The sequence below is a fragment of the Enterococcus larvae genome (assembly GCF_017830045.1).
GTDB classification, from domain to species: domain Bacteria; phylum Bacillota; class Bacilli; order Lactobacillales; family Enterococcaceae; genus Enterococcus_L; species Enterococcus_L larvae.
Map to the genome: position 1 here is coordinate 1 of NZ_JAEDXU010000014.1, position 14,067 is coordinate 14,067.

Annotated in this window: 11 protein-coding genes, 1 other RNA gene and 1 pseudogene; 9 read left to right on the forward strand and 4 right to left on the reverse strand. The window is 41.0% G+C overall.

Annotation, left to right across the window (positions count from 1 at the left end):
- Both I6N96_RS18230 and pyrG read left to right on the forward strand, forming a co-directional pair.
- Positions 1–335: pseudogene (locus I6N96_RS18230) on the forward strand (lactaldehyde reductase); the annotation flags it as partial.
- A 285-nt stretch (positions 336–620) separates the two neighbouring features.
- A complete protein-coding gene (pyrG, locus tag I6N96_RS18235; protein ID WP_209559009.1) occupies positions 621–2,225 on the forward strand; it encodes a CTP synthase in 1,605 nt (534 codons plus the stop codon).
- Between the two features lie 141 nt (positions 2,226–2,366).
- On the opposite strand, the gene I6N96_RS18240 is transcribed toward pyrG, so the two are convergent.
- Positions 2,367–4,646, reverse strand: coding sequence for a PBP1A family penicillin-binding protein (locus tag I6N96_RS18240; protein WP_209559010.1), 2,280 nt, complete (start codon positions 4,644–4,646; stop codon positions 2,367–2,369).
- Between the two features lie 27 nt (positions 4,647–4,673).
- On the reverse strand, positions 4,674–5,297 hold the full coding sequence (recU, locus tag I6N96_RS18245; protein WP_209559011.1) for a Holliday junction resolvase RecU: 624 nt from the start codon (positions 5,295–5,297) through the stop codon (positions 4,674–4,676).
- Positions 5,298–5,359: 62 nt separating this feature from the next.
- Here recU and I6N96_RS18250 point away from each other — a divergent pair, with 62 nt between their 5' ends.
- The 7 genes from I6N96_RS18250 to nth all read left to right on the forward strand — a co-directional run bounded on the left by I6N96_RS18250 (position 5,360) and on the right by nth (position 11,282).
- Complete coding sequence (locus tag I6N96_RS18250) at positions 5,360–5,899, forward strand: SLOG family protein (protein ID WP_209559012.1); 540 nt, start codon at positions 5,360–5,362, stop codon at positions 5,897–5,899.
- Positions 5,900–5,993: 94 nt separating this feature from the next.
- On the forward strand, positions 5,994–6,404 hold the full coding sequence (gpsB, locus tag I6N96_RS18255) for a cell division regulator GpsB (RefSeq protein ID WP_209559013.1): 411 nt from the start codon (positions 5,994–5,996) through the stop codon (positions 6,402–6,404).
- Positions 6,405–6,468: 64 nt separating this feature from the next.
- Positions 6,469–6,837, forward strand: an RNA gene (rnpB, locus tag I6N96_RS18260) — RNase P RNA component class B.
- Between the two features lie 197 nt (positions 6,838–7,034).
- Positions 7,035–8,204: a THUMP domain-containing class I SAM-dependent RNA methyltransferase gene (locus I6N96_RS18265; RefSeq protein ID WP_209559014.1), complete on the forward strand. Its 1,170-nt coding sequence runs from the start codon at positions 7,035–7,037 to the stop codon at positions 8,202–8,204.
- A 2-nt stretch (positions 8,205–8,206) separates the two neighbouring features.
- Positions 8,207–9,715: a carboxypeptidase M32 gene (locus tag I6N96_RS18270; RefSeq protein ID WP_209559015.1), complete on the forward strand. Its 1,509-nt coding sequence runs from the start codon at positions 8,207–8,209 to the stop codon at positions 9,713–9,715.
- Positions 9,716–9,904: 189 nt separating this feature from the next.
- Complete coding sequence (locus tag I6N96_RS18275; RefSeq protein WP_209559016.1) at positions 9,905–10,621, forward strand: DnaD domain protein; 717 nt, start codon at positions 9,905–9,907, stop codon at positions 10,619–10,621.
- 10 nt (positions 10,622–10,631) lie between these two features.
- Positions 10,632–11,282: an endonuclease III gene (gene nth, locus I6N96_RS18280; protein WP_209559017.1), complete on the forward strand. Its 651-nt coding sequence runs from the start codon at positions 10,632–10,634 to the stop codon at positions 11,280–11,282.
- Positions 11,283–11,412: 130 nt separating this feature from the next.
- On the opposite strand, the gene I6N96_RS18285 is transcribed toward nth, so the two are convergent.
- Both I6N96_RS18285 and I6N96_RS18290 read right to left on the reverse strand, forming a co-directional pair.
- Positions 11,413–13,215 (reverse strand): glycerophosphoryl diester phosphodiesterase membrane domain-containing protein, encoded by a 1,803-nt coding sequence (locus I6N96_RS18285; RefSeq protein WP_209559018.1) that lies wholly within the window; start codon positions 13,213–13,215, stop codon positions 11,413–11,415.
- A 201-nt stretch (positions 13,216–13,416) separates the two neighbouring features.
- A complete protein-coding gene (locus I6N96_RS18290; protein WP_209559019.1) occupies positions 13,417–14,016 on the reverse strand; it encodes a TVP38/TMEM64 family protein in 600 nt (199 codons plus the stop codon).
- Positions 14,017–14,067: the final 51 nt, after the last annotated feature.

Here is a 14,067-nt window from a genome sequence, read left to right on the forward strand (position 1 = left end):
ATATTCCTCATGGCGTAGCCTGTGCGTCTTTACTACCGACTGTGATGAAATACAACAAGGATTTTACCACTGAGAAATACCGTGAGATCGCGATTGCTTTGGGCTTGGAAGGTGCAGAAGCAACGAGTATCGAAGGTGTGCGTGATGCCGCGTGTGAAGCAATCGACCAGTTAAGTAAGGATGTCGGCATTCCTGCAACAATTTCCGAGCTGGGGGTGAAGGCGGAGGACATTCCGCACATCGCACAGGATGCCTTCAAGGATGTGTGTACACCGGGGAATCCAAGAGACGCATCAGTAGAAGAAATCATTGCGCTATATCAAAGCTTGATGTAGGAAAGAAAGTCAGAGGTTGGATTGGAAAATCCAACCTCTTTTAATGAAAAAAAGACCTGCCAGTCGTAAAATTAGATTATGATTGTTATAAAACGCTATCTTCACATTATCACTTGACCTTGAAAGCTTTTGCTTGTATTATACTACTTGGGCACCTTTTAAAAGGTCAGAAATTGAATGTTACTCGCTCCCTATTCATTTGGATAGGGGCGTTTTCTTTTTTTATAAGAGTAAATTTATTCAATGTTCTCTCTAAATAATTTATACGAAGGGGTTTTTGTAATTATGACAAAATATATTTTTGTTACTGGCGGCGTGGTTTCATCAATCGGAAAAGGGATTGTGGCTGCCTCTCTCGGACGCTTACTGAAAAATCGCGGATTGAAAGTGACGATTCAAAAGTTTGATCCTTATATCAATGTGGATCCGGGAACAATGAGTCCCTACCAGCATGGAGAAGTGTTTGTTACAGATGACGGTGCTGAAACTGACTTGGACTTAGGTCACTATGAACGATTCATCGACATCAATTTGAACAAATATTCAAATGTAACAACAGGAAAAATTTATTCAGAGGTTTTAAGAAAAGAACGTAAAGGGGAGTACTTAGGTGCTACGGTACAGGTTATCCCTCATATTACTAATGAAATCAAAGAAAAAATCATGCGTGCAGCAAGTATGACAGATTCTGATATTATCATTACAGAAGTCGGTGGAACTGTTGGAGATATCGAATCATTGCCGTTTCTGGAAGCCTTGCGTCAGATGAAGGCGGATGTGGGTGCAGATAATGTGATGTACATCCATACGACATTGATCCCTTACTTGAAAGCCGCAGGGGAAATGAAGACAAAACCAACACAGCATAGTGTGAAAGAATTGCGCAGCTTGGGTATCCAGCCCAATATTTTGGTGGTAAGAACAGAGCTTCCTGTGTCTCAAAACACAAAGAATAAATTGGCTCAATTCTGTGATGTTGCTCCTGAGGCTGTGATTGAGTCCAGAGACGTGGAAACACTATACTCTATCCCATTAGCGTTGCAGGCGCAGAATATGGATCAGATCGTCTGTGACCATTTAAAACTGGATGTACCACAGGCTGATATGGAAGACTGGCGTGCACTGGAAGAAAAAGTGTTGAATCTGAAGAAGAAAACAAGAATTGCTCTTGTTGGAAAATACGTTGAATTACCGGATGCCTATCTTTCTGTTGTTGAGTCGTTGAAACATGCCGGTTTTGCTTTTGATTCAGATATTGAAATCGATTGGGTAGATTCACAAGATGTTACAGCTGAAAATGTTGAGGAGCTTTTAGGTAAAGCGGATGGCATTTTGGTTCCTGGCGGATTTGGTGATCGAGGAATTGAAGGGAAGATTGAAGCAATCCGTTATGCCCGTGAAAATGATGTGCCCTTCTTAGGCATATGTTTAGGTATGCAGATGGCGTGTGTAGAATTTGCACGCAATGTTGTAGGTCTTGAAGACGCAGGATCTGCTGAAACCAATCCGGATATAACAAACAATATCATTGATTTGATGGCCGATCAGGAGAATATTGAAAATCTTGGTGGTACATTACGTTTAGGGTTGTACCCTTGTAAGTTGAAGAAAGGCAGTGTTACTGCACTGGCATATGGTGAGCAGGAGGTTGTTCAGGAACGCCACCGTCACCGCTACGAATTTAACAATAAGTACCGTCAGCTTTTTGAAGATAACGGACTGGTGTTCTCTGGTGTATCTCCTGACAATCGCTTAGTTGAAATTGTTGAAATACCTGAGAAAAAATTCTTCGTAGGTTGTCAGTTCCATCCGGAATTGATTTCCCGTCCAAACCGTCCGCAGCTTTTGATCAAAGGCTTTGTAGGAGCGGCATTGGAGAATCAGAAATAGAAAAAATGAAACGTAAGACCTGTTAAGAGCAATTTTGCTTTTGACAGGTTTTTTGTTTGTTCAAAAAAACCCCTATAAGCGCAGCCGTTGAATAAAGCGGATCTGTCTTATAGGGGTTTTGAATTATCTATTTGTGATCCGTCAGGGCGTCGGTGTCGGATCAGGTGTCGGGGTGGGGTCCGGCGTCGGCTCTTCCTCAGAGCTTGGCGTTGGTTCTTCTTCGGAGCTAGGTGTCGGCTCTTCTTCAGAACTTGGCGTCGGTTCCGGTTCGACTGTCGGAGTAGGTTCTTCGGCAGTACTTGAGCTTGATGAACTGGATGAGCTCTCACTGCTTGACTCAGAAGTCGTAGTACTTGTTTGAACCTCGCTCGTATATATCGATGTCTGTGTCTGAGCGCCTTTTACATACAACTCTGAACCAATACGAACTACACTATCAGGCATTTCCCAGTCGTCGTTTGATACACTTTGAGAAAGATAAAGCATCATTTCCCGGTAAATGTCTGAGGCCGTTCCCCAGTACTCTGAATGGATTGGTGTATCTCGATTTTCATAGCCTGTCCAGACGGAAATCGCATAATGGGTGCTATAGCCAACGAAGCTGCTGTCTGGGGCAATATTAGATTGACCAACCATGCCCATTCTTACTAGATCTTCATCGGAATAGTTGGAGGTTCCTGTTTTACCTGCTTGGATCAGACCGTCGATTGCCGCATTATTGACCCCTTCAGTGATAACATCCTTCAGCATATCTGTCATCATATAAGCAGTGGAGTCCTTCATTGCTCGTGTGCTCTCAGTAGAGAACTCGTCAACAGAATCATCCTGATAAACAACTCTGCTGACGTAATAAGGCTTGTTGTACGTACCGCCATTACCAAATGCGGCGTAGGCCGCTGCCAGTTTCAGAGAAGATACACCATATTTACCACCGCCAAGATCAGAGGTATTACTTGAAATCGCATTGGCTTGTTCGATAGGGTTGAATTCAATATCCAGTCCTTTTAGGAATTCCGCGGCTTTATCTCCGCCTACGGCATCAAAGGTCTGAACAGCCGTCGTGTTTCTTGAATAAACGATTGCTTTACGCATGGTCATCGATCCGAAATACTGTAAATCGGAGTTGAAGACTGAGGTTGAGGTTCCTTTATAAGTAGTCGGTTGATCCACCATCATTTTTCCAGTCGAGTAATCTAAATACTCGATTGCTGGACCGTAATCTACCATAGGCTTCATTGTCGAACCAACATCGCGTCCAGTATTAACTGCCAGGTTTTCTGTTAATTGGGCATCATCCGGAATATTTCTTCGGCCAATCTGAGCTTTGACCTGTCCAGTTTTAACATCGATCACAGTAGAAGCAACCTGTAAATCAGCATCAGGGTATTCTACATATTGATCTGTGTTGATGATGTCAAATAAGTATTTCTGAGCATTCATATCAAGATTTGTATAAATATCTAAGCCATCAGTGTAGACGTTTTTACCTGTCTTTTCTTCAACCTCTGCAATAACCTCTGTCACATAATTATCAATGACTTTTCGATCAGCAGTAGATTGGTTTAGCGGCTGCAGACCATCTTCAACCGGTGTTGCAACAGCTTGTTTATATTCTTCTTCAGTGATTTTATCGTTTTGTTCCATTGTAAGGAGAACGATGTCCCGTCGCTCCTTTGCTAATTCCGGGTTTGTATATGGATCATAATCATTTGGAGCTTGCGGCATTCCCGCAAGTAGTGCTGTCTGTGAAAGATTCAGCTCGGACAATGGTTTGCCAAAATAAGTCTGTGCAGCAGTCTCCATACCATAGACACCGTTTGCCATATAAACTTTGTTTATATAATAGGTAAGGATTTCTGATTTAGAGTTTTCTCTTTCCAATTCTACAGCCATCCAAGCTTCCTGTGCTTTTCTTTTCAGTGTCTGATCAGATGCTTTTGTTGAGAAGAAAGAGAGCTTGATCAATTGCTGAGTAAGTGTACTACCACCTTGCAATCCGCCGGTTTTAAGGTTGGAGAATAGCGAACCGACGATCCGAATCGGGTCGACTCCGTTATGCTTATAAAAACGTTTATCCTCAACAGATACGACAGCATCCTTCAATAATTGAGGTACATCGTTTGGCTGGATGATTTCTCGTTTTTCTGATCCTAAATCTTCAAAGACTTCATTATTGATGTCATAAAGCTTTGAGGATACAGTATCGCTTAATCGAGATTCATCCAGTTCGGGTGCATCTTTCGCATAGAACCAGAAAAGTCCGACTCCACTTAATAGCCCGATGAAGCCCAACGCAACAAGACCAATCAGTATTTTCACAAAAATTTTCTTTTTCTTTTTAGGAGTACCGGTCCCGCCAGGCATTCCTGTCGAGGGTTGGGTACCATGTTTTTGGGAACGTGTCCCGAATTCGCTTGCCATATTTATTTGCTCCTTTTTGATTTAACTTCATTCATTGTTTTGAATACTTTGAATGTATTGATCAACTGCTTTCAAATAGGGGACTCTGGGAGCGAGACCAAGTGTAATCTCGATTCCTTCGGTTTCCAATGTATTCAAGTGCAGAGATTTTTTTCCTGATGGTTGTTCTGACCAGTAATGGATCAGTCGTTCACCGCTTAGAAAGAAACAGCGATTTAAAGATGAAAACCACAGCAGAACAAAACAAATTCCCTGCTGTGCCATACATTGCTTCATATGAACGATTTGATGTTCATGAAAGTTTTTGAAGGGGAAGGAGGTTTTGTTCTTCGTTTCCTTCGCTTCAAAGTCTAAGTAGTGTCCCTTGTACACACCATTATAATCTGTCGTGGAAGCTTGTCTAAAATAGGCTTCTTTGATAACCGCGGCACTTCTGCGGGGATAATCGACCTTCACGATTTGAACAGGCGTCGGTTTCTTGTGGATCACGGCTGCTCCTCGTGTTAAGTAGTAGCTGTTGCTTTGATTGATCTCGTCTTCAAAATCCATGCCCCGTTTAGCAAAATCAACAGTCTTCTTTTTTTCTTGTTTTTTTTTCTTAGATGCTTCATTATTGTTGAAGGGGGTTCCGTTTGGATAATGAAAAACCATATCTATCACACTCCTAGCGAATATTATATCAAAAAAAGCACATGAAGGAAAAGGAAAGTCTTATGGAAGTCGTAAAAACCGTATTTGTTACAGGATACAGGAGCTTCGAATTGAATATATTTCAAGACAATGACCCGAAAGCAGCGGTTATTAAAAAAGTCTTAAAAAGCGAGCTGGTCAACTTTATAGAAGAGGGTGTTGAATGGTTTTTGATTTCAGGTAATCTCGGTGTCGAGCTTTGGGCAGGCGAAGTTGTTCTGGAGTTAAAGCAGGAATATGATGTAAAGCTTGGCATTCTTTATCCTTTTCAAGGCTTTGGAGAAAATTGGAATGAAAAGAATAAGCTGCTTCTGGAAAAAGTAGAGGGGCAGGCGGATTATGTTGATTTTGTCAGTCGTCGACCGTATCAGTCGCCGGCACAGCTAAAAGGGCATACGACATTCATTCTTAACCATTCACAGGCGGCTTTGATGATCTATGATAAAGAGTATCCCGGTAAAAGTATGTATTTTCTTAAAGACGCAGAATCCTTTGCAGAGACGCATTTCTATGAAAATCGGTTGATTTCTATGGATGATTTACAAAATTTTTCTCATGAATAAAGAATCTGTTTGATTTTCCCGCTGTTTTTAGATACAATGAAAATGTTGAATTATGAATTGGGCTAATGAGTAAAGAATATAATGAGGTGTAGATATGGCAAATTTGATATACAACCCAAAAGAAATCCTACAAAAAGAATTTAAATCGAAAATGCGAGGCTATGATCCAATCGAAGTGGATGAGTTTTTAGATAACGTCATCAAAGACTACGAAGCATTTAATAAAGAGATCTTGGCATTACAAGAAGAAAACAGTCGTCTTACTGCAAAACTTGATCAAGCATCTAAAGTTTCTCAAGCAATGCCTTCAAGAAGTGCAGGTATGCAGGAAGCACCTAAGAGTGCTGCTGTGACTAACTTCGATATCCTAAAAAGATTGTCTAACTTGGAAAGAGAAGTTTTCGGTAAGAAGCTTGATGATACGCCGGCACCTCCTCGTACAACACCAACGTACGAACCAGCACCACAACCGTCCCATGATAATGCTGAAACACGTCAATTCTAAGAATTGATAGTATAGATGAATCCTTGTATTTCTTTACTAGGATTTATACAGATGAATACCTGTAATTTTCGGGTTACCGCGGTCTGAGTGATCAGGCTGAGGAAAGTCCATGCTCGCACAGACTGAGATGTCTGTAGTGTTCGTGCTTAGCGAAACCATAAGCTAAGGTACTCTTTTAGAGTAACGGCAGGAAAAAACGGCTAAGGCTTCGGCTATGTCTGAGTATCCTTGAAAGTGCCACAGTGACGAAGCAGTACGGGAAACCGTGCTGGTGGAACGCGGTAAACCCCTCGAGCGAGCAACCCAAATTTTGGTAGGGGCACTCTTCTAAAGGAAATGAACGAGTAGAAGAGGCAGAATACTTCTGCAGATAGATGGTAACCATCAGTTTTTTTACCTGAGAAAAATCTGATACAGAACATGGCTTATAGAAAATTACAGGCAATCAGGCTGACCTTCCAACATTGTTGTGAAGGCTTTTTTTACGAATAGAGGCTGTAGTGATGATAAATCAACAGCTCTTTTCTTTTACGATAAAGTGAGAAATAGAAGTATAGGACTATAAACGATTCATTAAATTAGGAAGCCTTTCTGATGAATCCGTGTGAATAAAAAGATAGGAGAACTAGCATGACAGATAAAACATATCAGCTTGTTGCAACAGCAGCCAGCGGCCTTGAAGCCTTGGTTGGAAAAGAACTGAAGGATCTTGGCATCCCTTGTCAGGTAGAAAACGGCAGAGCACGCTTTGAAGGAACTATGGAGACCATTGCAACAGCAAATCTTTGGTTGAGAACAGCCGACCGTGTCAAAATCGTTGTGGGTGAATTTGATGCTTACAGCTTTGACGAATTATTTGAAAAGGTCAAAGCGCTCCCTTGGGAAGATCTTCTGCCTTTTGATGCAGAGTTTCCTGTAGCAGGTAAATCCATCAAGTCCAAACTTTATAGTACACCGGATTGTCAGGCAATCACCAAGCGCGCCATCGTCAATCGTCTTCGAGAAGTCTATCATCGCCCAGCAAGTGTACCATTACCTGAGAGCGGTGCGTTCTTTCAATTAGAAGTTGCCTTACTGAAGGATCATGTAATGGTGACACTTGATACGACTGGACCAAGTCTTTTCAAGCGAGGCTATCGTCTTGAAAAAGGTGGAGCGCCTCTTAAGGAAAATATGGCTGCAGCATTAGTACTGCTGACAAACTGGCGCAAAGATCGTCCATTTTTTGATCCGGTTTGCGGTTCCGGTACCTTGTGTATAGAAGCGGCATTGATTGGTCATAATATTGCACCGGGCTTTAATCGTGAATTTGCCTTTGAAGCGTGGGACTGGTTTGATTCATCTGTTGTTGAGAAGGTTCGTGCAGAGGCAGAGGAACAGGCTGATTATGATATTGAACTTGATATCAGTGGTTCAGATATCAATGGCCGGATGATCGAGATTGCTAAGGCTAATGCGGAAGAGATTGGATTAGGCGACTCAATCAATTTCAAACAGCTGGCAGTCAAAGATTTCTCTACAGATAAAGAGTACGGCGTAATGGTTGCTAATCCACCATATGGAGAACGTCTGGGAGATGAAGAAGCAGTAAGAGAGCTGTACAAGGAAATGGGCCAAGTATTCCGTCCAATGAAAACTTGGAGCAAATATATTTTGACGAGTGATTTATCATTTGAACAGTATTATGGAGAAAAGGCTACAAAGAAACGAAAACTTTATAATGGTGCACTTCGGACCGATCTATTCCAATTCTGGGGAGAGCGTCCACCAAGAAAACCAAGAACAGAAGAAGAGGGATAATTATGAACGAGACGTCATTTCTAAGAGAGATAAAAGAGATCGATATGTTGAATCAGTCTTTGGGACTTCTTGAGTGGGATGGGCAGACAGGAATGCCCGAAGCATCAAGCAGTTTTCGTGGAGATGTTGTCGGTTATCTCAATAAATTAGCTTTTGAAAAAAGTACAGGACCTGTCATCCAAGAAGCAGTGACCTATTTCTCAGAGCATCCTGATGAGCTGTCTGAGGTAGGCGGAGAAGTATTCAGAGAAGTCAAGGAAGAGTACGAGCGCAACCATAGCATTGCACCCGAGCGAATGGAAGCCTATCATGGGGAAATCTCAAAGGCACACACAGCTTGGCTGAACGCAAGAGCGAAGAAGGATTTCACTGAGATGAAGCAATCTATCGGTGACTTGATTGCCTTTCTAAAGGAGTTTATCCCACACTGGCAAAAGGAAGAAAAAACAGCCTACGATGTACTGTTGAATCAATATGAGCCGGGTCTGACTGTTGAAAAATTGGATCAGTTGTTTTCTGAATTGAAGACAGGTATCATGAGCATCAGAAAAGAAATCGCTGAAAAAGGCACTGTTCCTAGAACGGATTTTCTGTCTCGTCATGTGTCAAAGGAACAGCAGAAACGATTTGTCATGGATGTGGCACAGCAGCTAGGCTATGATTTTTCTAAAGGACGCTTGGATGATACGGTTCATCCGTTTATGCTGGATTTAAATCGTAACGATGCAAGAATCACTACACGTTGGGATGAAGCCAATTTTTCCATGGCAGTTTTTGGCGTGATCCATGAAGCCGGTCACGGAATTTATGAGCAAAATATCGATCCTAAATATGATTATACGCCATTGTCAACAGGCGCTTCTATGGGGATTCATGAATCTCAGTCTTTGTTCAATGAAATTATTTTAGGGAGTAATAGAAATTTCTGGAAGAAGCAGTATCCATTGTTCCAAAAGTACACAGAAGGAACTTTTGATGATATTGATTTTGATACCTTCTACAGAGGCTTGAAGGAAACGAAGGCGAGCTTGATTCGGATTGAAGCAGACAGCCTGACGTATCCACTTCATATCATCATCCGTTATGAAATTGAAAAGATGATCTTTAATGAAGAGGCTGCTCTTGAAGAATTGCCGAAAATTTGGGCAGACAAATATGAAGAGTATCTGGGTATCCGTCCGGAAAATGATTTGGAAGGGATCCTTCAAGATGTTCATTGGTCTGGAGGCAGTTTTGGGTATTTCCCATCCTATGCATTAGGTTATATGTACGCAGCGCAACTATGTCATACACTGGAACAGGATGTGAAGTTGAATGATGTTCTTCTATCAGATAACTATGCGCCGATTTATAATTGGATGACAGAAAAAATTCATCGTTTTGGTGCATCTAAAAAGCCGAATGAGCTAATCGTGAATGCGACAGGGGAAGAACTGAGCCCAAGCTATTTGATCGACTACATGAAAGCTGTATATTTTGATGTATACCAGATCGAAGCAACAGATAAATAATGGAATGACTGTTATATAAATCCTATTAAAGAAGTACAATGACGCGATCTCCATTATTTTGTACGCTGAGAAAAGCTCACTTTTCATGTGATGAATATTTATTAGGAGCTATATAAGCAGATTAGAAATTCTAAAAATGAAGGAATCGGTGAAATGCCGATTGAGTTTATGAGAAGGGAATGAACAGCCATGTTATCGATGTATGATTATTTACAGGCTGGTGAAACGACCATTTCAAATTTGGTGATTGAAAATTACCGTAAAATCGGCTTAAGTGATGAAGAGTTTCTCTTTTTACTTCAGCTGTATCGTTCTCAAGCAAAGGGCGATTTGTTTCCTGATCTTGGTGCAATCAGCCTAATCATGGGCAAACCGAAGGAGTCTATGTATCAGCTGTTGAATGAGCTGGTATCTAAAGGCTGTATTCGGATTGACACAAAGCAAAATGAGCAAGGGCAGATGATCGATACCTATGATTTGCTTCCCATTTTCCAAAAAATAGAGGGAGTCCAGCAGAAACAGACAGTGCAGCATCAACTGCAGTCAGAGGAAGAATCCATCAAGCAATTGTATCAGGGCTTTGAAAAGGAATTTTCACGTCCGTTATCACCAATAGAGCTGGAAATGATCAGTCAGTGGTTGGAAACAGATAACTACAAGCCGGAGCTTATTCGATTAGCGCTAAAAGAAGCAGTTTTGAATCAGGCTTACAGCTTGAAATATATTGATAGAATACTCTTGGCTTGGGAGAGAAAGAACATCACAACAAAAGAGCAGGTTGCGGAAGATCAAAAGAGGCGAAAGCAAACACTGCTCCAAAAAGAGATTGATGAAGAAAGTCATGCACAGGAAGAACTGCCGAAAGTTACGTTGCATAATTGGCTGAATCCTGAGGACAGCGAGTAGGAGGAACCTTATGATTTCAAAAGCAAAAACAATGGAAGCTATCATGATCATGTATGAGATGTTTCCAGATGCTGTAGGAGAACTACAGCATAAAAATCCTTTTGAACTGTTGATTGCAGTGATCCTTAGTGCTCAAGCGACAGATGTTTCAGTCAATAAGGCGACACCGGCACTTTTTTCTGCATATCCTACGCCGGAAGCGATGGCTGAAGCTCCGTTGGATGATCTGATTGACAAAATCAAGACGATTGGGCTTTATCGAAATAAAGGGAAAAACATCAAGGCTTGTGCAGCTCAGCTGATTGAACGTTTTGGCGGGGAAGTTCCTAAAACCAGAGAAGAGCTGATCACACTACCTGGGGTCGGCAGAAAGACAGCCAATGTAGTCATGGGAGATGCTTTTGGGGAACCTGCGATTGCGGTAGATACCCATGTGGAAAGAGTCTCAAAGCGACTGAGAATCTGTAAGCTGGATGCCAGTGTGACTGAGGTAGAAGAAACCTTGATGAAGAAGGTGCCGAAGGAACTGTGGATCAAAACCCATCATACGATGATTTTCTTTGGGCGCTATCATTGCTTGGCGAGAAATCCTAAATGTGATATCTGTCCATTACTATATATGTGTCAGGACGGAAAAAGTCGAATGCAAGCCAAGGCATAGCTTAAAATAAATCCGTATTTCAAGAGAAAATCAAAGAGCGTACAATAATGATCAAGGCGAGAATCTATGTGCGCTGCTAAACACTAAAAGAGGCTGAAAAAAGTGATATACTTTTTCAGCCTCTTTTCTATCAGCCAATCCCGGTAACAAAGTAGAAGAGCTTATCAGAATAAGTCGGTTCCTTCAAGTCTGTTTTGATTGTTTCATTCAATAGCTTCATGTAGTCAGTGATTATTCCGTCTACTCCATAAAACATCATACGAGTCATCGTATCCTCATCATTTACGGTCCAAGCGTACACCTTTTTATCGTCGCTGTGAGCGGCATCAATAAAGTTTCTATTTAATGTAGTGTATTCCATCGTAAAGAAATCAACAGTTGCGATTGGTGGACCAACGATATTAAAAGGAAGAATGTAGCCTACATAAAAATCAGGCTCCTTCTCCTTTAGCTCAGCTGCTACGTCAAATGTCAGCGTATGAAGAATATGTTTTTCGGATAGAATCGTTTCTCGGTATTCTTTAACAAATCTGTCCACCATATCAGGGCTGTCCTGAGGTGTGGCTTTGATCTCAATCAACAACGGTTGGTTGAGCTTTTTCGCTTCAGCCAGATAGTCATCGAAAGAAACAACGGGTTCTTCCATTCCGTTTTCTTTAGCTGTTAGCTTTTGCAGCTCTGCTAAAGTCAGCTGATTTGGTCGTTTATTCACACCAGTCAATGCTTTTAGATTGAAGTCGTGCATAACAACAAACTGCTTATCCTTCGTCTCCTGAATATCCATTTCGATATAAGAAGGATTGAACTTACTTGTTTTTCTCAACGCATCCAAACTGTTTTGGACACTATTACTGTCATCGACACCTCTGTGGGAAATCGTCAACGGCTCTTTGATGGAGTAATTACTTAAGTAATTCGTATTGTATGTCCCAACCCCGATTCCGAAAATAACAGCTATAAAAGCAAAGCCGGCAGCACGAGCAAAGGTCCACGGATTGCCGGGAGCTACTTCTTCCTTTTTATACCATGAAGGCAGGTTAGGAAGGAAGCCTTCATCATCCATGAAATCGATCGTAATGTAGAAGATACCAACCGTTGAGAAAACAATGTTCAGTAGAAACATCCCTTGAAGCAACGTCATGGCAATTACTGCACCGGGAAGTGCGTAGTCTGGAAAATAGGTTTCAATCCCCATTTGAGCTAGGAAGATCAATGAATAACCGATGGTGGATAACACTAAAATCGTTCCGCCGATAAAGATGAACTGTCCCAAAATCTTAAAGAATTGTTTTTTTGTGCTATTCCAGCTTTCTCTTACCGCTGTTTTGAAGGGCAGATCTCTTAGTATCATTTCCGGTAAAGCGAAAATCAAGCGGATAGACAGGTAAATCAGCAGTAAATAAACAACAATGACAGTAGCAACGATGATTACTCGATTGGCAAAAATGTAGTCCAGAATAAACGCAGGAATCTTGATCTTTGAAAGCAGATCGGAATTAAAATTCAGTCCGCTAAAGGGCAGAACCAAAAAGAAATAGAACAAGAAGAATAGGATAGTGCTTGGTTTTATTTTCTTTAACTGGCTGATTGTTCCCAGTAATAGATGCTTTAAGGAAATAGGTTCCTTCTTCTTAATGAAGAAAACACTTAGAAGTAAAAACGTGAATTCAAAAAAGACACTGATTAAAATAGCTAACAGAACAAGCAACAGCGCAATTAGAACACCGGGATGCTCTCTTAAAATGATTCCAATTGAATCATAGGAAAGATAATCGATCTTTCCTTGGCGCAGAATAAATCTGGTCAAACTTGAAAGAAAGGGGAGCAGGATAAACAACATAAAGCCGTGAAGCAGTAGTACATCACGGAAATATGCGGTTGTGCTTTTTAGAAAATCGATAATATTTACTATACTGTTTTTAAAATAGTTCATGGCTGCTCATCCTATCTCTGTTATCTATGTGAGTGAAGTTTTTTCTATAATAATTTTGTCTAAAGGGGTGCTGCACGAGAAGTGGCTACTGACTCATATGTAGACAATAGCGAAGCTCGGTTATTTCATCGCATTCATTTAATGAAAAAATCGGGACCGAATAGCGTCCCGATCCATATATTCATTATAAATAGTTCTGCTTTAAAAGCCTAGTAAAGTGTTCAGATAGCCGCCGCCGTAAATCAATGCCAGGCTATAAATTGCGATCGATAAAGGTTTACCTAAGATAATGATCAATGTGAATTTTTTTACAGACATTTTTGTCATACCAGCCAATAGGCAAAGGGCATCATCTGGAGAAAACGGGAACAGGATCGCCCAGATAAACAATCGCTCAAAACGGTTTTCATTATCCAGCCAGCCAATATACTTATTGTAGGTTTTGTCGCTGATCAGACTTAGTACCAGTGGTTTACCGTATTTTTTACTAAGCATAAAAATGATAACTGAGCCGATGGCAATTCCAACATAATTGTAAATGAATCCTGCAACCGGACCGAAAATCAATACACCGGCCGCACAACTGATACCTCCGGGAATGATGGGAATCACGACTTGTATAATTTGAATGAACATAAAAATTACCGGGCCGAGAATCACAGAGTTTCCGACTAATCCTCTCAAGGCATTCGTATCTCGAAATACACCTAATTTTAAAAAGTAAATCGTCACAATTATGGTAGCAATGATTCCGATAAAAGAAACCATTTGAATTATTTTTCTTGAAAGTGCAATACTCATCTATCTCATCTCCCTGTAGTTGTAATTACGTTCTATCCAAGTAATCCTCTT